The organism is Pseudomonas sp. L5B5, from assembly GCF_020520285.1.
Classification (GTDB): Bacteria; Pseudomonadota; Gammaproteobacteria; order Pseudomonadales; family Pseudomonadaceae; genus Aquipseudomonas.
In genome coordinates this window covers 1,098,248-1,116,663 of sequence record NZ_CP084742.1, presented here as the reverse complement: position 1 = coordinate 1,116,663, position 18,416 = coordinate 1,098,248, and the positions used below count along the sequence as shown (strand labels likewise).

Sequence of the window (18,416 nt, the reverse complement as noted above, 5' to 3'; positions counted from 1 at the left end):
TCGCTTGCGTTTCACTTTGACTTCCTTTTTGACTTGGTTTGTCGGGGTGAGATCTCAATCCATGTCGGGGCGTGATCACTGGCGTGCTCTTCGCCCCGAACCCATGCGTCCACGCCGGCGTCTTTCAGGTGGGGAGCAAGCACCGGGTTCAGCAGAAGATGGTCGATGCGCAAGCCAGAGTTCTTCTGCCAGTGCTGACGGAAATAGTCCCAGAACGTGTACACACGCTCTTCCGGATACAGGTGCCTCACCGAGTCAATCCAACCTTGGCTCAACAACCTTTGAAAGCACTCGCGGCTCTCAGGCTGAAGGAGTGCATCCTTGAGCCACGAGCGGGTGTTGTAGATATCAAAGTCGGTGAGCACAACGTTGTAGTCACCCGCGAGGACAACCGGGTGTTCGCTGGCTTGTAGTGTTTCGGCATGCGCTATCAGATGCTCAAACCACTTGAGCTTGTAATCAAATTTAGGCCCGGGTTGCGGATTTCCATTTGGAAGATACAGGCACCCGACGATCACACCATGGACAGCTGCTTCCAGGTATCGAGACTGCGTGTCGTCTTCAGTACCAGGCAGGCCTTTATGAATCAGGAGCGGTTCGGAATCGCGCGCAAGAATGGCCACTCCGTTCCAGGCGGCTTGGCCATGGTGCAGTGAGCCGTAGCCGGCCGCCTCTAGATCGCCTGCGGGAAAAGCTTTGTCCTGTGCCTTCAACTCCTGAAGGCATACGATGTCCGGGCGCTCTTTTTCAAGCCAATGCAGAAGGTTGGGCAGGCGCGCGCCTATGCCGTTGACGTTAAATGTGGCGATCTTGAGGTTTTGCATTACCTCTATCCTTCTATGTACCTGAGTCGTCTCATCCGATTAGTTAAGGGGGATGAGTGCTAAATTCATTCTGAAAGCACTGCAGTAGGACGCGGTTGTACAAAACATCGCTGCAGCTCAGTAGATTTTTGATCTCGTTCTTTTGGAACTGGCGGGGTGATTGAACGTTCAAGAAATGTAGCTGTGAACAATTGATGGGAAGTATCGCAAATGCTAGCCGGAGGCATAGTCATGACCCTGAACCAGCTCCTATTGTTTCTCCCCTCTGCCTTGATCGTTGCCTCGTCGCCTGGGGCGAACAATCTATTGGCATTCGCCAATGGGAGCAGGGAAGGGTTGAGGCCCGCAATCCTCGCCTTGGTAGGTCGGTGTTTAGCGTTCGTGCTCCTCGTCGGAATAGTCATTAGCGGGTTAGGGGCGGTACTCGAAGCATCCGAAACTGCTTTCCAGATCATCAAGTGGGCAGGGGTTCTTTACCTCGCCTTTCTCGGTATGAAAATGATGATGGGTGGCGAAAGATCCGAAAGTAAGGAGCCAAGTACCGTCGGCCTCGCCGGAACCTATAGCTTGGGGCGTCGTGAGTTCATCACGGCGATGATGAACCCGAAGGCCATCCTTCTCTTCACAGCGTTCGTCCCTCAGTTTGTCGTGGCTGATTCAAGTGTCTCGATAACCAACCAACTGCTTATTCTCAGTGCTATCTACATATCCGTTGAACTCATGGCTGCCACCGGTTGGGCGCTGGCGGGCAGCATTGTCCGATCCCTTCACGCTACGGCCAGGCAGCTCGCGATCTGCAATCACATAACGGGTGTCATCCTGTTGGGAGCGGCGGTGATATTAGCAACCGCCAGACGCACTTAGCGCTGGTCTTCCAACAGCTCGCCTGAGCGGCTATTCGTTTGGGCACCCTCTTTCGCCTCACCGGCAGAAGAGGGCATGCCCTTATTCGGTCGGCGACTCTGTAGCTATGTAATCGGGAACTTTAGCGAGCGCGTACCGGCGTGTTTGGTTTGCGCCTGGCACCGCCTTTGCGGGTAGTGCGTCCAGTTTTTGAGGTTGACCAGTCGCCAACGCTCGTTCTACGGCGAGCAGCACTCGAACGTCCCTGAAGCCTTCTTCCCCGCCTGGTTCTGGCATTGAGTCGCTCAAAATGCAATCTGAGAAGTACGCCGTCTCGCCTGCAAACTGGTCGAGAACAGGATGCGAGTGCTCTTTAGTCTGGTCACCGACAGTAGCGCGGTAGGTAATACCCACACCCTCGCCGTAACCGAAACAGGGAGAGGCTTCGATTTCGCCCTTGGTGCCAATGAGCTGGAAACGCTCGCTGCTTGGAAGGGTGTAGCTGATGGTGAACTGTGCCATGCGATCTCCGGAAACCTAAGGCACACGCTTACCGTATCGGGGGTTCCCAGTGTGCTGTCGGGTGCGGTCGTGCCCACCGCGCTGACCTCGATGGGCTCCTCACCCAATAGCTGTCGCACCATATTCAGCGGGTACGGCCCCATATCGAGTACAGGGCCTGCTGCAAAGCCGTTCTGCATCCGATGGTTGGTTGGTTTGACCGTCTGTGTGAATGTCGACGTGAACAGGCGGGGTTGCCCAAAGTCTCCGGCATGCACGCGCTCGATCATTTCGAGGGTGCCTGGCTCAAAATGCAGGCGTTAAGCAATCATGAACTTTGCATTCGAGCGATGCGCCGCTGCCTGCATTGCCTTGCAATCATCCTCATTGGAGGCCATGGGCTTTTCCAACAGCACATGTATGCCTGCTTCCAGGGCGGGCACTACAAATTCGCGGTGCATGAAGTTGGGCGTTGCGACATAGACGGCATCGATCTCACCGGACGCCAACAATTCGCCGTATTGCGTGTAGCTGTAGCTTTTCAGGGCGTAGCGTTTGGCTAGCTTGTCTGCCTTGATTGGATCGCTCGTTACCAGGGCTGTCAGGATGGAATTCTCGGTCTGTCCAACCCCTGGCATAAAGGCGCCTTGGGATATCGATCCGCCCCCGACCACTGCGTAACGAATTTTGCCGTTCAAATCGGGCATGTGAGCCTCCTTGTGCTTAGGCAATCAACGTGTCGCCTGCTAGATGTCGTCCATGTCGATCACCAAAGAGTTCCATTTAGATAGAGGCGAAAGCGGGCAAGAATCTCATCCGCTCAGTTCAGAATGAGGGCGAACCTCAAGCTCATGTGGGGCATCGGTATCGGACGGCTCGAGATTGCCCTGATCACTTTTACCTAGAGAACTGTACTGGTCACGAAGCTTTCTGAGCTCTTTTGAACTCATGCTTTCTAAGCAGAGACTCGCGTTTTGTGCCTCCTTGGTGGCTCGAATCAGCTCGTCAATTTTGAGATGCAAAATGTCATTGTCGCGGTTTTGCGTATTTTGGATAAGAAATACCATCAGGAACGTGATGATGGTCGTCGACGTGTTAATGATGAGTTGCCAGGTGTCGTTGTAATGGAAGTACGGCCCTGTGATCCCCCAGACGCCTATCAAAACGATAGCCAAAAGAAAGGTTTTTGAGCTGCCTGCCCAGTTGGAAAGTGCTTGGCAGAACCCTGCGAATTTCATGATTGTGGACTCCTGCTGTGTGTACGGATAGACCGCCCAAAAGCTTGAAATTCTTTCTTACATTTTAACCGTTCGTCGGCTACCGAAGTTACCGCATAAGAGGTGGGCATCCCATGGCGCCCTAAATTTTATTTGTTGGAAATCTTTGGAATGTTCGGCTTCTGTAGTGGTCGATCGAACAATACTCCCGTTGAGTTCGGCTCATGCCCATAGCAGATGAGATAGTCCAATACTTGCGTGAGCACGCCTTGGTCGTGACCACGGCTGAGTCCTGCACCGCAGGCAAAATCGTCACGCTATTGTCTGAAGTGGAAGGCAGCGGCGAATTCATCGAATGTGGTTATGTGGTCTATTCGCCACAGGCCAAGCAACGATTGCTCCATGTTAGTCCCCAGACTATCGAGAGGTTCAACCTGACGAGCGTCGAGGTCGCTAAGGAAATGGCGAAGGGGGCTTTACGAGACAGCACTGCAAATGCCGCCATTGCGACTACGGGGATACTCGGCCCCGACGATGTGGACGGTATTCCTGCGGGCACAATTTGTTTTGCCTGGGCGTTTCAGTCCGATGATGAGTGCTATCTGTTCAGTCACGAACACCGATTCTTCGGCGGACGTTGTCAGGTTCAAGAGGAAGCCACGGAATACGCATTACGCCAGCTTCCTCACTTTCATCGCCGCGCACGGCTCGGCGATACAGGTGAAGCCTGATGAGCGAAGACACCGATCATCCAGACTTGAAAAGCCGAAACCGTCCCCTTCGTGAGGACATGGCCTATCAATTGAAAGTTTGGCGTTTCGAGCGGGTCGGCTGGTACGTGTTGGTTCTAATTTTGGTGATGGCGCTCGGGGGCGTGTTTTCCAGAGGACTGCTCAGTTCGAGAGATGTGCGTAGCGACGATGGGAAGGTGAGGGTCGAATATGAAATGTTTCATCGAAACGGCTCTACCAATTCGATGAAAATCACGCTAACAGAAAGGCCAAACTCACCCGTTGAGCTGGAGCTGGCTGGGCAGTTGCTGGAAGGTTTCAGCATTGAAACATTACAACCTGAACCGTTGCGCTCACGAAGCTCCTCTCAAGGCATGAAACTCTGGATGCAAACTGATGCTGATGGACAGGCGACGCTGTACATCACTTTGCGCGGCGACGTGGTCGGTCTCTTCCGCAGCCAAATCACCTCAGCTGGCACTCGCAGCGTAAGGCTTGTTCAATTCATTTTTCCTTAGGTGTCCTATGGACTCTGTCTTGCGTGCAGGAGCAATGTATTTAGCCCTTATGGTGCTCTTCAAGATTGCTGGGCGTCGCTCATTGGCAGAGCTGACGACCTTCGATTTCGTCTTGCTGATGATGATCGGCGAAGCCACCCAGCAAGCGCTGCTGGGCGATGATTTTTCCATTACCAACGGCATGCTCGTCATCGTGACGCTGATCGCCATTGATGTTGGTCTATCGCTGCTTAAACAGCGTTCTGGCTGGGTATCAAGGCTGATCGATGGTGAGCCAACGATCATCGTCGAGAATGGCAAGCTCCTGCACAGACGCCTGCGGCACGCTCGATTAATCGAAGCTGATGTAATGGAGGCTGCGCGCTCCAGCCAAGGTATCGAGAGGCTGGAAGAGATCAAGTTCGCGATAATTGAGCGCAACGGAAAAATCTCCATCATTGCCAAAGAAAATTAAAAAATCAGATCCGTGCTTGCTGGAGGCCTGTGATTTTCTTGGAACGTCCGTATTCGAGCGGGGCCTAAGCGTTAACACCCTAAGGAGGGCTAAACCATGACTGAAGCCACCAGCTATTTTGCGATTGCTGTCGCCGTGTTCATTCTGCTTGTCGATCTATGGGCCATTGTCAGCGTGTTTCGGAGCGACAAAACCGTAGGGATCAAAGCCGCGTGGGCGCTCGGTCTGATCATTTTCCCGGTATTGGGTTTGGTCGTCTGGGGAGTCGCCGGACCACGGGGGATCAAGGAGGGGCCATCTTCGCCCGAGCACAGTAAAGGCTGACTGCAATCTTTGCGAATCAGAGCCTCTGCATTTAACGCGAAAGGTGGTTTCCCATTGCTGCGTTTCATGCTCATAACGCAGAAAGCTGTGGAGGAAAAATGTCAGAGCCCTCTCCATCGTTTGGAGCGCCTTTGCGCGCTTGGTTCGTACATATTTCCCGCTCGGGGTGGGAAGGATTGTCCTTCTGGATACTCTTGTTGTGTGTAGCTGTTTTCCTGGTCATCTCCGGTTATGGCGCATTCGTCGGTGCCAATAAGGCGAATCTCCACTTTGCTTTTCTGGGCGGACTTTCCGGTTTCGCTGCGACAGCTATCGGCGCAGCCGCAGCCATAGCATTGCGAGATATCGCCGCCCGTACGCAAGACATCATGCTTGGCTTTGCCGCCGGCATGATGCTGGCCGCCAGTTCCTTCTCGCTCATTCTCCCTGGTATTGAAGCAGCACAGGCCCTTTGCGCAAACCAGTTGCTCGCAGCATGCGTTGTTGTTGCGGGATTGGGATTGGGCGTAGCGCTGATGGTTGGCCTTGATCGTTTCGTCCCTCACGAACACGAGAAAAGCGGACGCAGGGGACCGGACGCGCAGCGTATCAATCGGGTTTGGTTGTTCGTCCTGGCAATCACGCTGCATAACCTGCCAGAAGGCATGGCTATTGGGGTGAGCTTCGCCCACGGCGATATGAAGGTGGGGCTGCCTCTGACAACCGCAATTGCCATACAGGACATTCCGGAGGGGTTAGCAGTCGCCCTGGCATTACGAGTGACAGGCATCAGCGCGCTTCGATCCGCGCTGATTGCGGTTGGTTCGGGGCTGATGGAACCCTTGGGGGCAATTGTCGGTTTAGGGATTTCCAGTAGCTTTGCCTTGGGGTATCCCATCGCTCTCGGCTTGGCAGCTGGTGCCATGATTTTTGTAGTGTCCCATGAGGTCATTCCCGAGACACATCGCAATGGTCATGAGACACCAGCGACCTTAGGCCTGATGCTGGGTTTCGGCGTCATGATGTTTCTTGATACAGCCCTGGGCTAGTTCTGAACCTTTTATCAGTCACCCCGAAAATTTTCGGAACACCTCTTAAATTGAGCAGGTCAGTTTTCATGCACGGCAAATATTGCTTGCCGGTGAATCCCATACGGACGCCGCGATTAGGCGACGCCCGACTGACCAGAAGGAAGTCTCGAAATGGCTAGAAAAACTGTCGAAGATTTGTTTATCCACGAACTCTCTGATGTTTACAGCGCGGAAAAGCAAATCACCAAAGCCTTGCCGCGCTTGGCGAAAGCGGCGACCAACCCGCTGTTGGCGGAGGCCTTTACCTCACACCTGGAAGAAACCCAGGGCCAGATCGAGCGCATTGATCAATTGGTGGAACTGACCGGGATAAAATTGAAGCGCATGAAATGCGTGGCGATGGAGGGGTTGGTTGAAGAGTCGAAAGAGCTCTTGGAAGAGATCGAGAAGGGCGCCGTTCTTGATGCAGCGTTGATTGGCGCGGCGCAGAAGGTGGAACACTATGAAATAGCCGCCTATGGCACCCTTATAGCGATGGCCAAACACCTCAAATATGACGACGCTGCAAAGTTGTTGGCTGCGACGCTCGCCGAGGAAAAAGGCGCCGATGAAAAGCTGACAAAGATCGCGGAGCAGGGTGGCAATCAGGCTGCAACGTTGGAATCCAAGTGACAGCAGTGATTTGAAACCAGGCGGCGTCGCAATGGCGCCGCTTGCCACTTATAAGTGCCTGCGCGAGAGACCGAAAATGTCTGATGCACAACGTGGAGCTATTTCCAGAGCCTCAAACCCGCAAAACACGCTTTCCGAGTTGTTAGCTCAACTCCTGATGGCTCGCGGGCCAGGTGGGCAGGAAGATGAGGTTCGCGAAATATGCTTGCAAACCATTACTCCTCTCTGCGACGAAACATGGGTTGATACCGCAGGTAACGTCATAGGACTTATTAAGGGTAAGCGGAAGGCTACCGAATCGCGCGGAGCTGTAAGGGTCATGGCGCACATGGATGAAATCGCGATGGTGGTTAAGAGCGTCAATGAAGATGGCACATTGAGAGTTATCGCCCTGGGAGGCGCGAACCCGGTGAATTTCGGTATGTGTCCGGTTGATATTCTGGGTGATAACAAAATTATTCCAGGCGTTTTGTCTTTCGGCTCAATGCATGCGACGCAGAATGCGCCTCAAGGCGCTGATGTGTTATCGGGAGATGTGCATTGGAATGACGTTCATGTGATTACGCGATCTTCACCCCCGGTCCTGCGCACTCAAGGCGTACGTCCAGGTACGCGGGTCGTGTTGAGTCGCCATTGGCGTGAACCGTTTCGAGTGGGTGACGCCATCGCGGCGCATTTTCTGGATGACCGTGCACCCTTGGCGGCCATAATTGATGCCGCGCATCAATTGAGCCATCGCCGAGATGAGCTGGCATGTGATGTATATTTTGTATTTACGACGTCGGAAGAAGAATCCAATGCAGGGGCGATGTTCGCATCCGTGTCCCTACCAGGTGAAACCACCATCGCTGTAGAGGTCGGGCCAGTGATGGATGAGTATGGAACGAAGCTGAGCGTCGATCCAATCATCAATACCGGCGACGAAAAGGGTTATTACACACGCGACATCGTGATGGCCTTAGCCGCAGCAGCAGAGCGCTGTGGTTACAGCCCTCAATATGCGTTACTCGTCGATTTTGCCTCAGATGCGAGCGCCGTATTAAGCAATGGCTCGTCGGCTAGAGCGGGGTGCGTAGCAATACCTACCGACAACACTCATGGTTATGAGCTGATCTTAGACGGCGCAGTTTGGGCTTGTTCGGCGACGCTTTGCGAGTACTTGATGACTTGCTAAAGGCAGGAAATGAACCCGGTGTGCGCTTAGATAGATTTGGTTTATCTACACAAATTCTATGCGTTTATCTTAAAGCATCGACTTACCATATGATTTACGCTTCGTTTGTTGATCGCGTCTTTCGTCGCCTTTCGTTGAAAAAATAAACCGCTGCATAGTTTTTGGTTTCTCAATACTGAGCCTGTTCACTCAGACAGCCTCTAGGTATAACTCCTTTTTGCCCGTACTCAGTGCGGGCTTTTTTTCTATGGGTTTTATATGGCTAAAGAGTTACCAGCTAATGGCGAGCGCCCATCGAGCGGTTGTAACCACCCTTATATACGTAAAGGTTATTATCTTGGCTTAAGCCCAGATGTTTATGTGTGTATGTATTGCGCAGAGCAACGAAAACCTGAGCAATGGGACAATTTTGAGCTCCGACGTCGGCCAACTACAGGAATGCTTAATGATGTGGAGCGATAATAAGCTTTCGCTGGCCGGACCCTGTATTTGATCGTTCTGTGATGGTCAACTGCGCAACGATGCCGGGGTTGCCTGCCAGCGTGTGACAGCGTCAGCCTTGGCTCAATGACGATGATCGCGTACCCCTGAGTAGATGAGGGCAAACCGATTCAGCAACTGGTGGCGCACGCTTCAGCCACCGCTTGAAGCCTTCCAGAATTGGCCGTCAAGGGTTAACCCATCACTTTGTCAGATCTTAGCGCATGCCGATGGAATTATTGCGTCGTGTGCGGCTCTTTCTGAATAGGACGCGCAAAAAAGCGCCCCCCGTAATAGGTACCGGCAGTCGCTGGCGCTTGAAAAAAACAAGCGGATGGAGCCAGTCATGCGTGCGTTCCCCGGTTACTTAGTTTTTCTGTTTTGTCCCGTTGCTCTCGGGGTGTATTTGCCTGCCGGTGGCCGTTGGCGGATATGCCTTGCATGCGACCAAAGGAGTCTCTCATGACTGTCTTTCAATCCCTGCTTAGTAGTTCTGACCAGAGGCTACGGGAAGGCCCATTGCGCAGCCAGTACCTGCGTCTCCTCACAGATTGGAACACTGAATCTTCCCAATGGGCGGCCGAGTTTTTGCAAGCGCAGTTGGAATGCCTCGGTCCCGTTGAAGACAATCCACTGCCTACGTCGCCCGACCAACTTATGGATTGGGTGGTGCTCAACTGCTCTAGCGTTGCTCAGGAGTATGCGCGTTACTTGCATGGTCGGATGCAAGGAGGCGGCCGCCGGTATTTTCTAAACAAAGCTCATGCCTTGTACTTTTTGCAATGCGTGGCACCCACCAAACAAGTGGACGGTGCCTGGCTATACGGTGTACTTGCGCACTGGCGGGACTACCGCTACGACGGGCTTTTGACCACTTATTTTGAAGAGCTCGGCGATGGTGAACCAACGCAAAATCATGTCGCGATATACCAGCGTCTGCTGGCCGAGCAAGGCTGCGACGGCGATTTCGCATGGCAAGACCAGCACTTTCACCAAGGCACCATCCAGCTGGCATTGGGTCAAAGCGCCGAGTCGCACTTGCCGGAGATCCTGGGGTATAACCTGGGTTATGAGCAACTGCCGTTGCACTTGCTCATCTGCGCCTACGAGCTCAAGGAATTGGGCATCGACCCCTATTATTTCAGTTTGCATGTGACCATCGACAACGCCAGCAGCGGCCATGCTCGCCGGGCCGTGCAAGCGGTCCTGGCATTGATGCCGCGCGGGATGGACGCAGAGGAATATTGGCAACGGATACGGCGGGGTTATCAACTGAACGACCTCGGACTGGGTTCTACGGCAGTGATCCAGGCGTTCGACTTGGAAAACGAGTTGGTGGCAATGCTTGAGCGCAAGCGACTGTTCGGCCAGCACATGCATTCGGATTACTGCCGCTTTGAAGGTAAGAGTGTCAACCAATGGCTGGCACAGCCCGGGCAGGTTCGCGGGTTCTTGCAGGCCCTTCAGGACAAAGGCTGGATCAAGCGCAACCGCGCCCCCGAAGACAGTCGTTTCTGGCAGTTGATCGAAGGCGCGGGTGCCGCCATGTTCGGCGTGTTCAGCGGTTATGAAAAACAGTTGCTGCGGGACTGGATCGCCGGTGACTGGCGCGATGCAAAAAGTACTGCGCGCACCCGCCCGGCGCGGCCCGTATCGCTGGACGCAAGCACGCAAATGTTGGATGACCCTGAAACTCAGGCACTCCGTAAGGCACTGCAGGAGCCCGACGGCGAGCAAGTGCTCTCCCTGTTATTACCGTGGCTGGGCCCCGACCGCCATCATCGGCCCGCCGGCTTGTTTGCCACCCGCCGTTTTATTGAATTACGCGCAGTTCTGCGCTGACTGACAAGGAGCCCTGCCTATGGAAGACACACTGTCCGTCACGCCTCCCGGGGCATCGGCCCAATCGCATGCCGATCGGGGTCTGCTCAATCTGGGCCGCCGCCTACAGGCGAAGGGGTATCACTTTATAACGCCCACGCCGCTGACCCATCAACGGGTCATGGCGCGTTGGGATAACGCACCGGCCAGCGATACGCGCGGGATATTCGGTTGGTCACGGCCCTTCGATGCTGAGGTTTTCGAGGCTGAAGAACGGCAGGAACTGCAACAGGCCGGAATCATCTTCAAGGCGCATGGCCGCTGGCGGAGCCGGGTGCGCTGGTCGAGCCTGGGTCCGTTGCTGCTGGCGCATTCGGCGTTTCCGACAGAAGACGCTGATGCGGTTTTTTTCGGCCCCGACACTTACCGCTTCGCCAGCGTAATCGAAGAGAGCCTGCGCCAACGCTTTGCGCCGATCCGCCGTGCCGTGGATGTGGGCTGCGGTTCGGGCGCCGGTGCCTTGCTGGTGGCGCGCGCCCGGCCTGACGCAGAGGTGCTCGCGGTGGACATCAACCCAAAGGCGTTGCGCATGAGTGCGGTCAACGCCGAACTCGCCCAAGCACCGAACGTCAGCGTATACCACAGTGATGTGCTCGACGGCGTTGATGGTCGCTTTGACCTGATCCTCGCCAATCCGCCCTACATGAAGGACAGTCAGCAGCGCTCCTACCGCCACGGGGGCGGTGAATTGGGCGAAGCGCTGTCGCTGCGTATTTTGCGCGAAGCGCTGCCACGTTTGGAGCGCGATGGCACTTTATTGCTCTACACCGGGGTCGCGATGGTCGATGGCCGCGATTTGTTCCTTGAATCCGCTCGCGCCATGTTGAGTAGCGATGCTTTTGGCTGGACCTACCACGAACTTGACCCGGACGTGTTTGGCGAAGAGCTGGAACAGCCAGGCTACGAGCGCGTCGAACGCATCGCAGCGGTGGTTCTATCCGTTACTCGACTGAGCTGAATGCCTATGGATCGTGCACAGCGCTTTGGCATTGAAGAAGAATATTTCATTACAGATTTGCGCAGTCGGTGCATGCTCGCCGAGCCGCCAGCTCAGGTGCTTGCGGCGTGCCGCGAGGTCATCGGCGATGGCTTCTCTTGTGAGATGTTCCAGGGCCAGATCGAAGTGGCGTCTCCAGTGTTTGACGACGCCGCAGAAGCGGCCACTTACCTGGGCCGGGTGCGCCGCGAGTTGAGCCAGGCGTTGGCCGGATATGGACTGGGGTTTATATGCAGCGGCGTACACCCATTGGCTGATTGGCGGGCGCAACGTGCTACGCCTCAGGTCCATTTTCAGCGCTTGTTCGAGGAGTTCCAGATCGTCGCGCAGCGCAGCGTGCTCAGTGGCCTGCATGTTCACGCAGAGATCCCGGAGGGTGTTGATCGAATCGCAGTGCTGAACGAGGTGTTGCCCTGGTTGCCGATGCTGCTGGCTCTTAGCGTTTCATCGCCGTTGTGGCAGGGGCAGCCCAGTGGGTATTGCAGTTATCGGCAAGTACTCTGCGACGAATGGCCGCGCATGGGTATCCCTGAATACCTACCGGATGAGCAGAGCTTCGAGCAATACCTGGGCTTACTGAAACGTAGCGGTGCGCTGGCTGAGGATGCAAATGTCTGGTGGGGTTGCCGGCCCTCGTTGAGCTACCCGACGCTGGAGTTGCGCATGACCGACGCATGCCCGCGATTGAGCGACGCGCTGGCTCTTGCCGGACTGTTCCGGATCATGATCAAACACGCCTGCCAGTTGCCGGCACCCGGCAGCCAATACAGCCTTGGACGTCATTGGCTGCTCAAGGAAAATCGCATTCACGCTCGTCGTTGCGGACATCATGGACGCTTCACGCTGGCGCCGGACACCGCGGCAATATCCCTTGAACAGTGGCTGGTTGTGGCAGAGCAGCAATTCGGCGAAACCGCGCGTGCGTTGGGAGAAGAGGGCGTGTTCGACCAAGCACGGCAAATGCTGCGCGACGGCAGCAGCGCCGAGCGTCAACTACGCGTCTTCAGTGCACAGTCTTCGCCCGGACTGCGAGGCGGGCAAGCAGTGATTGACCGGTTGTTGGAAGAAAGCCGGGAGAACCCATGAAAGTGCTATCCGGCGAATGAAATCTGCGCTCAAAAAAACTAAGGGGAAATAGGATCACTGGCGGGGAACGTTTCTTCGATAGCTTCATCGAGCTGGCTGTCGCTGATGGCACGCTCACGGAGGGTGACGCCCGATTCACAATGGCAGTCAGCGGCCGGGCAAGGTTGCCCGTGTGGGTGCAGGTTGGCACACGCTTGACTGCAGTAGTGCCTTCCGTCCCGTTGATGATGTGCAAGAGCGTCGCACTTACAGGCAGCGCAAGCGCATTGACCGAGATGGGTAGTGTTTGACATGGACTCTCCTTATTGCCGATCTCCTGGGTTTAAGGTGTCTGATTTTTATCAGCATCAAGTAAGTTTTAATATAAAGATTGGTCAGTAGGCATGGCCATATTATTGGTCTTGCTGTCGACGGCGCCGGTTTATCCGGTTACGCCGCTGTAATGAACACGCCGAAACGAGCCCGACAGGGCGGCGAGGCCGCCCTCTGTAAGAGCACTAAGATTCCGATTTCCGGCCGCCGCCATGGCTGTGTTGACCGCCTTTGCGTCTTGCTTCAGACGCTTTCTCGCGGTCATTGGCAAAATTTCCGCCCGATGATTGGCCGCCTTTTTTCCCGGCTTCGGAAGCTTTCTCGCGGTCATTAGCAAAGTTGCCCGGGTTTTTGTTTCCTGTAGTCATGAGAGTTCTCCATTCACTAAGGTAGCGCTTCGTTAGTTGCCCATTTTCTGCAATGGACATTTACTGGGATGTCGGCCGGCGAAAAAATGTTTTAAGAGTTTTATCGTAAGGCGACAAACGGTAGTTAGTCATGCATACCTTTGAATCTTGCACGCTTAAGTCGGCGGTCGGGAATACCTGGCCGTTCGTCTTCTACATGGCACCGCAAACTTATAGGCGATTCCAAATGGTTTCATCCATGTACACAGGAGATGCCTGCTATGAACCACGACACATCCAATGGTCAAGACCTGCCGCTGGAAAAATCGCCTGAGCCGAACGAGGACGGTTGCGTCCTGGGAACGGCCGGGCGCAACGAAGATCCGAACGCAACAACTGACTGGGACCACCCCGATGACACATCACCTGAACGGGCGCTTGAGCCGCCAACCAGCGGCAAAAATCCGTGTGTCACGCTGCCGCCCAACGGCACTCCCGGAATAGACACCGTTCCTGGCCCGCAGAACGACGACGGGAAGTGAGCCTCCAAATGCTCTGCGCCGCGGTTTCGCTTGATGCGTAACCCCCGACCGCTGGTCGCACTGCAAAGGTTTATTTTGAAATTTATCAACAGGGAAGCGCCTCACAAAAAGGTAGGCAGCGCTCCAAGCGGGCGCCGCCCCTTCTTAAGCCTGAGGAGATTTGTTCATGTTTCTACATAACAAGCGACTTCAATACACCGTACGCGTGGCCGAGCCTAATCCGGGCCTGGCCAACCTGCTGCTGGAACAGTTTGGCGGCGCTCAAGGGGAACTGGCGGCAGCGTCCCGCTACTTCACCCAGGCCTTGGCTGAAGACGATCCGGGCCGCAAGGATCTGCTGATGGACATCGCCACCGAAGAGCTCAGCCATCTGGAGATCGTCGGGTCCATCATCGTGATGCTCAACAAGGGCGCCAAGGGGCGCATGGCCGAAGGTGTGGAAGAGGAGGGCGAGTTGTATCGCTCCCTTAACGGTGCCGGCAATGACTCTCACATTACCAGCCTGCTGTACGGTGCCGGTTCGCCGTTGACCAACTCCGCCGGCGTGCCCTGGACAGCGGCCTATATCGACACCATCGGTGAGCCCACCGCAGACATGCGCTCCAATATCGCGGCCGAAGCCCGCGCCAAAATAGTCTACGAGCGGCTGATGAACGTCACGGATGATCCGGGCGTAAAAGAGGCGCTGGGCTTTTTGATGACGCGGGAAATCGCGCATCAATTGTCTTTTGAAAAGGCGCTGCATTCGATCCAGCCGAACTTCCCTCAAGGCAAGCTGCCGGGCATGCAGGAATTCACGCAGGTTTACTACAACATGTCCCAAGGCGCGGAAAGTATGCGTGGCCCGTGGAACCAGGGCGAAGAGTGGGAGTTCGTGGAAAGCCCGCAACCGGCGGTCGATGGTGGTGATGGCTTGGCCACTGTGCAACTGGATGCCGATGACGAAGCGACATTGAGCGCGATGAAAATCCGCACGGCCTCGGACGCGACGAGCGATCCCGTTACCGGCGCTGACCTGGGCTCGGGAATGCAACCTAAACCCGAAATTTGAAGCTGGGCAGCCGCACGCTTTCGGGCGTGCGGCGCCTGCCATTTTTTATCAAGAGGACTAACGACATGGCGACTCCACAGGAAAACCTGCTCGATTGGCTACGTGATGCCCATGCGATGGAGCAGCAGGCCGAAAAAATGCTCAAGGCGCAATCCGAGCGCCTGGAGCATTACCCCCAGCTCAAGGCACGGATCGACCAGCACATTGAGGAAACCCTCGGCCAGCAGCAACTTATTGACCAGTGCCTGGCGCGTCTAGGCGGCAGCTCATCGACCCTGAAAGACATGGGGGGCAAGCTGATGGCGTTCGGCCAGGCAGTCGGTGGCTCACTGATGAGTGACGAAGTCATCAAGGGCGCGATGGCCGGTTACGTCTTCGAAAACATGGAAATTGCCAGCTACACGGCGCTTATCGCCGCTGCGAAAGAGACCGGTGATTCTGAAACTCTAGCGGCCTGCGAAAAGATCCTGCCGCAGGAAATCGCCATGGCCGAGTGGCTGCTGGAGCACTTACCGGAACTGACGCAAGCGTTCCTGCGTCGCTCAGCCGACCCCGACAAAGCAGCCAAGCGCTGACGTAATGCACGGCGCCCGACCGCCTGCGGCGGGCGCCTGTTCAGCGCAGGGTGGCACTGCGCGACGTTTTCACGGTCCATGGAACACGCACCACGTAACTGGAGGTGAACCTTGGCAAGCAAGAAAAAGCCCGTGGTCGACCGTATCGATCCGGCGCGGCTCTCTTCCAGCCGCAAAGACCTGTTTTTCGCGGCGATGGAAACCAGCCAAAGCGCGATGATCGTTTGCGACCCCGCACAAGCCGACAACCCGATCATCTTCGCCAATCAGGCGTTCCTGAGGCTGACGGGGTATGAACAGGATGAAGTGATCGGGCGCAATTGCAGGCTTCTGCAAGGACCTGAAACCGATAAGCGTGCGTTGCGGCAAGTGCAGCATGCGATGACATGCCGCCATGAGGTATGTGTGGAAGTACTCAACTACCGCAAGGACGGTTCGACGTTCTGGAATGAACTGTTCATTTCGCCGTTGTTCAACGAGAGCGGCCAATTGGTGTACTTTTTTGCCTCTCAGCTTGACGTGAGCCGGCGCCACGACGCAGAACTGCGCGTGCGCCGCGTTCAGGACCTGGAGGCCCTAGGGCAACTGACCGGCGGCATCGCCCATGACTTCAATAACCTGCTGCAGGTGATGGTCGGTTATCTCGAACTGATCCAGCAGAGCGCCAAGCGCCCCGGCACCGACCCGCAGCGCATTCTCAACAGCGCCAGCCGCGCCAGGGCCGCCGCCGAAAAAGCTCAAACCTTGACCCAACAGCTACTCGCGTTCTCGCGCAAGCAACGTCTCGACAGTCGCGTAATCAACCTGAACACCTTGCTGAGCCGCACCGATTTTTTGGCGCAGACACTGCAGGATGTCCAGCTGCATGTGGATCTGGCTGAGGACCTGTGGAACTGTCGTATTGACCCTGCGCAGGCGGAGCTGGCGGTGCAGCATTTGTTATCCAACGCCCAGGATGCGCTAGGAGGACATGGCGAGCCGACCGTGACAATCAAGACGTGCAACGTTCAGGTTCCGGGCGATGCCAATGCGCAACGCGACGGGCTGGCCGAAGGCCGCTACGTGGGCCTCTCGATCAGCGATAACGGCAACGGCATCGATGAGAGCGTCCAGGAGAAAGTCATGCAGCCGTTCTTCACCACCAAGGAAGAGGGCAAGGGTTCGGGGCTGGGATTGTCGATGGTGTATGGCTTTGTCAAGCAATCGGGCGGTACTGCACGCATCCATTCCTACCCAGGCGTTGGCACGACGGTATGCCTGTATTTTCCGGCGAACGACAGCCAGCTCTGGGTCGAGCAAACGCCCGCGACTACTTCGCTTCAAGGCGACGAGCACATCTTGATTGTGGAGGACCGGCCCGAAGTGGCCGAGCTCGCGCAGGAGGTTCTGTCTGACTACGGTTATAGCACCGACATTGCACACACTGCCGCCGAGGCGCTGGATCGGCTCGCCGGCGCGACCTATGACCTGGTGTTCAGTGACTTGATCATGCCCGGCCAGATGAATGGCGCGGAACTCGCGCGCGAGATAGCGCACTTGTATCCGCATACCAGGGTGCTGCTTACGACGGGCTATGCGAAAGACTCGCTGGAGCGCGCGGATATACAGGTGCATGACTTCGAGTTGATTGCCAAACCCTACCAGCCCGCTGATTTGCCCAGGAAGATTCGCAGCTTGCTCGACACAGCGTGGACAGCGCCAGCATCAGGTTGAGGATCATCACCAACAGAATCGAGAAGCCGAAGATCGAGCGCGCCCAGCGCGCTGGATCGACCCGGCGCACGCTGCTGTTGGCCAGCGCCAGCCAGTAACCGCCTAAGGCGCTGATCACGGCGAAATACAGTATGCCCATCTGGGCCACCACTCCCAGCAGCAGGGTGCTGGCGAAGAAAGCCAGGGTGTACGCCTGTATTTGCCGGTGGGCTTGGTTCAGGGTCAGCAGCGGCAGGCGCGCCGCGCGGAAGTCCTCGCGGCGCATCACGGTGATGGCCTGTGAATGGGGCATCTGCCAGCAGCAGAACACCAGCACTAACATCATCGCCGTGGCGTCGAACCTTGCGGTGACCGCGCAATAACCGATCACCGGCGGCATTGCCCCGGAGAGGCTGCCGACCAAGGTGCCCCAGTGTGAACGGCGCTTGAGCCAGAAGGTGTAGACCCCCGCATAGATCACCAGCCCGACCAGCGCCAGGCAGCACGCCAGCAGGTTGCTGCCCGCCCAGAGCAGGCCGAAACCACTGACGCCCAGTGCGATGGCATAGCTGGCGGCGGTGGGCACCGCGATGGTTCGCAGCGCCAGTGCGCGATGGCAGGTTCGCACCATGCGCCGATCAATGTCTCGATCGGCGCAGTTGTTAATGACACAACCGCAACCGATCACCAATGCAGTGCCGAGCAGGGTGGCAACTAGGTGCGCAGGGTCTGCCAGGCGCCCGCCGCCAGCGAGGAAATAACCCCCCAGCACCGATGTGAGATTGCCAAAAATGATCCCTGGCTTGGTCAGTTGAATTCCTGCATTGAGCAGCCCCAGCCAGTACCTCAGTGCGCCAGCATGTTGTGGTGAATACTGTCCATGATCCATAGCGAGAGCCCTACCAGCAAAAGAATGATGACCGCCGAAAAAATCAGTGCAATCAGGTTCCAGCGTTGTTCCTCGGCCGTATCCAGATGCAGGAAGAACTTGAGGTGGACCACGATCTGGATAACCCCCAGCACCACCACCAGCCAGGCGGTGATGGTGCGCGGCAGCGAAGGGAACATCACCAGGGCGAAAGGGATCAGGGTCAGCAGCACCGACAGCAGGAACCCGACCAGGTAGGAACGGCTGCTGCCATGGCTGGTACCGGCGCTGCTGTGAATCGAACTTTGCTTGTACAT

At 56.1% G+C, this 18,416-nt stretch carries 21 protein-coding genes and 3 pseudogenes; 15 read left to right on the top strand and 9 right to left on the bottom strand.

The features are described 5' to 3' along the window. Positions 1-11: 11 nt before the first annotated feature. Positions 12-824 carry an exodeoxyribonuclease III gene (xth, locus tag LGQ10_RS05140; RefSeq protein ID WP_174395355.1) on the bottom strand — a complete coding sequence of 271 codons (813 nt, stop codon included), beginning with the start codon at positions 822-824 and terminating at the stop codon, positions 12-14. Positions 825-1,055: 231 nt separating this feature from the next. Here xth and LGQ10_RS05135 point away from each other — a divergent pair, with 231 nt between their 5' ends. Continuing rightward, entirely contained in the window at positions 1,056-1,688 is a 633-nt protein-coding gene (locus LGQ10_RS05135) for a LysE family translocator (protein ID WP_078828202.1), read from the top strand. An 81-nt stretch (positions 1,689-1,769) separates the two neighbouring features. Here the strand turns inward: LGQ10_RS05135 and LGQ10_RS05130 are convergent, their stop codons facing one another. The 4 genes and pseudogenes from LGQ10_RS05130 to LGQ10_RS05115 form a co-directional block, all read right to left on the bottom strand. After that, on the bottom strand, positions 1,770-2,189 hold the full coding sequence (locus LGQ10_RS05130; RefSeq protein WP_226526243.1) for a hypothetical protein: 420 nt from the start codon (positions 2,187-2,189) through the stop codon (positions 1,770-1,772). 65 nt (positions 2,190-2,254) lie between these two features. Further along, a pseudogene (locus LGQ10_RS05125) lies at positions 2,255-2,458 on the bottom strand (Gfo/Idh/MocA family oxidoreductase); the annotation flags it as partial. A 30-nt stretch (positions 2,459-2,488) separates the two neighbouring features. Next, positions 2,489-2,875, bottom strand: coding sequence for a Gfo/Idh/MocA family protein (locus LGQ10_RS05120; RefSeq protein ID WP_226524845.1), 387 nt, complete (start codon positions 2,873-2,875; stop codon positions 2,489-2,491). A gap of 105 nt (positions 2,876-2,980) precedes the next feature. After that, positions 2,981-3,406 carry a low affinity iron permease family protein gene (locus LGQ10_RS05115; protein WP_226524844.1) on the bottom strand — a complete coding sequence of 142 codons (426 nt, stop codon included), beginning with the start codon at positions 3,404-3,406 and terminating at the stop codon, positions 2,981-2,983. A gap of 203 nt (positions 3,407-3,609) precedes the next feature. Here LGQ10_RS05115 and LGQ10_RS05110 point away from each other — a divergent pair, with 203 nt between their 5' ends. The 10 genes from LGQ10_RS05110 (at position 3,610) to LGQ10_RS05065 (ending at position 12,712) form a co-directional block, all read left to right on the top strand. After that, positions 3,610-4,116 (top strand): CinA family protein, encoded by a 507-nt coding sequence (locus LGQ10_RS05110; RefSeq protein WP_174395356.1) that lies wholly within the window; start codon positions 3,610-3,612, stop codon positions 4,114-4,116. Continuing rightward, entirely contained in the window at positions 4,116-4,634 is a 519-nt protein-coding gene (locus LGQ10_RS05105; protein ID WP_174395357.1) for a hypothetical protein, read from the top strand. Before LGQ10_RS05110 ends, LGQ10_RS05105 begins: the two co-directional genes overlap by 1 nt. A 7-nt stretch (positions 4,635-4,641) precedes the next feature. Next, positions 4,642-5,088: a DUF421 domain-containing protein gene (locus LGQ10_RS05100; protein WP_174395358.1), complete on the top strand. Its 447-nt coding sequence runs from the start codon at positions 4,642-4,644 to the stop codon at positions 5,086-5,088. Between the two features lie 96 nt (positions 5,089-5,184). Next, positions 5,185-5,412, top strand: coding sequence for a PLD nuclease N-terminal domain-containing protein (locus LGQ10_RS05095; RefSeq protein WP_174395359.1), 228 nt, complete (start codon positions 5,185-5,187; stop codon positions 5,410-5,412). 98 nt (positions 5,413-5,510) lie between these two features. Next, the gene (locus LGQ10_RS05090) at positions 5,511-6,440 is read left to right on the top strand and encodes a ZIP family metal transporter (RefSeq protein ID WP_174395360.1); all 930 of its coding nucleotides are present in this window, start codon (positions 5,511-5,513) and stop codon (positions 6,438-6,440) included. Positions 6,441-6,593: 153 nt separating this feature from the next. Continuing rightward, entirely contained in the window at positions 6,594-7,094 is a 501-nt protein-coding gene (locus LGQ10_RS05085) for a ferritin-like domain-containing protein (RefSeq protein ID WP_078828204.1), read from the top strand. A gap of 157 nt (positions 7,095-7,251) precedes the next feature. Beyond that, positions 7,252-8,268: a M42 family peptidase gene (locus tag LGQ10_RS05080; RefSeq protein ID WP_226526089.1), complete on the top strand. Its 1,017-nt coding sequence runs from the start codon at positions 7,252-7,254 to the stop codon at positions 8,266-8,268. 942 nt (positions 8,269-9,210) lie between these two features. After that, positions 9,211-10,590, top strand: coding sequence for an iron-containing redox enzyme family protein (locus tag LGQ10_RS05075; RefSeq protein WP_174395363.1), 1,380 nt, complete (start codon positions 9,211-9,213; stop codon positions 10,588-10,590). A gap of 19 nt (positions 10,591-10,609) precedes the next feature. Continuing rightward, the gene (locus LGQ10_RS05070) at positions 10,610-11,587 is read left to right on the top strand and encodes a methyltransferase (protein WP_174395364.1); all 978 of its coding nucleotides are present in this window, start codon (positions 10,610-10,612) and stop codon (positions 11,585-11,587) included. A gap of 6 nt (positions 11,588-11,593) precedes the next feature. Further along, the gene (locus tag LGQ10_RS05065; RefSeq protein WP_413247586.1) at positions 11,594-12,712 is read left to right on the top strand and encodes a carboxylate-amine ligase; all 1,119 of its coding nucleotides are present in this window, start codon (positions 11,594-11,596) and stop codon (positions 12,710-12,712) included. A 38-nt stretch (positions 12,713-12,750) separates the two neighbouring features. On the opposite strand, the gene LGQ10_RS05060 is transcribed toward LGQ10_RS05065, so the two are convergent. Continuing rightward, positions 12,751-13,005, bottom strand: a complete 255-nt coding sequence (locus LGQ10_RS05060; RefSeq protein ID WP_174395366.1) for a metallothionein family protein — start codon at positions 13,003-13,005, stop codon at positions 12,751-12,753. 204 nt (positions 13,006-13,209) lie between these two features. Next, positions 13,210-13,383 (bottom strand): annotated as a pseudogene (locus LGQ10_RS05055) (general stress protein); the annotation flags it as partial. 269 nt (positions 13,384-13,652) lie between these two features. On the opposite strand from LGQ10_RS05055, the gene LGQ10_RS05050 reads away from it, so the two are divergent. The 4 genes and pseudogenes from LGQ10_RS05050 to LGQ10_RS05035 form a co-directional block, all read left to right on the top strand. Then, positions 13,653-13,913 carry a hypothetical protein gene (locus LGQ10_RS05050; RefSeq protein ID WP_174395368.1) on the top strand — a complete coding sequence of 87 codons (261 nt, stop codon included), beginning with the start codon at positions 13,653-13,655 and terminating at the stop codon, positions 13,911-13,913. A 166-nt stretch (positions 13,914-14,079) separates the two neighbouring features. Continuing rightward, positions 14,080-14,964, top strand: a complete 885-nt coding sequence (locus LGQ10_RS05045) for a manganese catalase family protein (RefSeq protein ID WP_174395369.1) — start codon at positions 14,080-14,082, stop codon at positions 14,962-14,964. 65 nt (positions 14,965-15,029) lie between these two features. After that, positions 15,030-15,539 (top strand): ferritin-like domain-containing protein, encoded by a 510-nt coding sequence (locus LGQ10_RS05040; RefSeq protein WP_174395370.1) that lies wholly within the window; start codon positions 15,030-15,032, stop codon positions 15,537-15,539. A gap of 132 nt (positions 15,540-15,671) precedes the next feature. Beyond that, positions 15,672-17,168: pseudogene (locus tag LGQ10_RS05035) on the top strand (histidine kinase famiy protein); the annotation flags it as partial. On the opposite strand, the gene cyoE reads toward LGQ10_RS05035, so the two are convergent. Further along, positions 17,101-18,120 (bottom strand): heme o synthase, encoded by a 1,020-nt coding sequence (cyoE, locus tag LGQ10_RS05030; protein WP_413247585.1) that lies wholly within the window; start codon positions 18,118-18,120, stop codon positions 17,101-17,103. The pseudogene LGQ10_RS05035 and the gene cyoE overlap by 68 nt on opposite strands. Then, positions 18,078-18,416: a cytochrome o ubiquinol oxidase subunit IV gene (gene cyoD, locus LGQ10_RS05025; RefSeq protein ID WP_138449684.1), complete on the bottom strand. Its 339-nt coding sequence runs from the start codon at positions 18,414-18,416 to the stop codon at positions 18,078-18,080. The genes cyoE and cyoD overlap by 43 nt, the downstream gene beginning before the upstream one ends.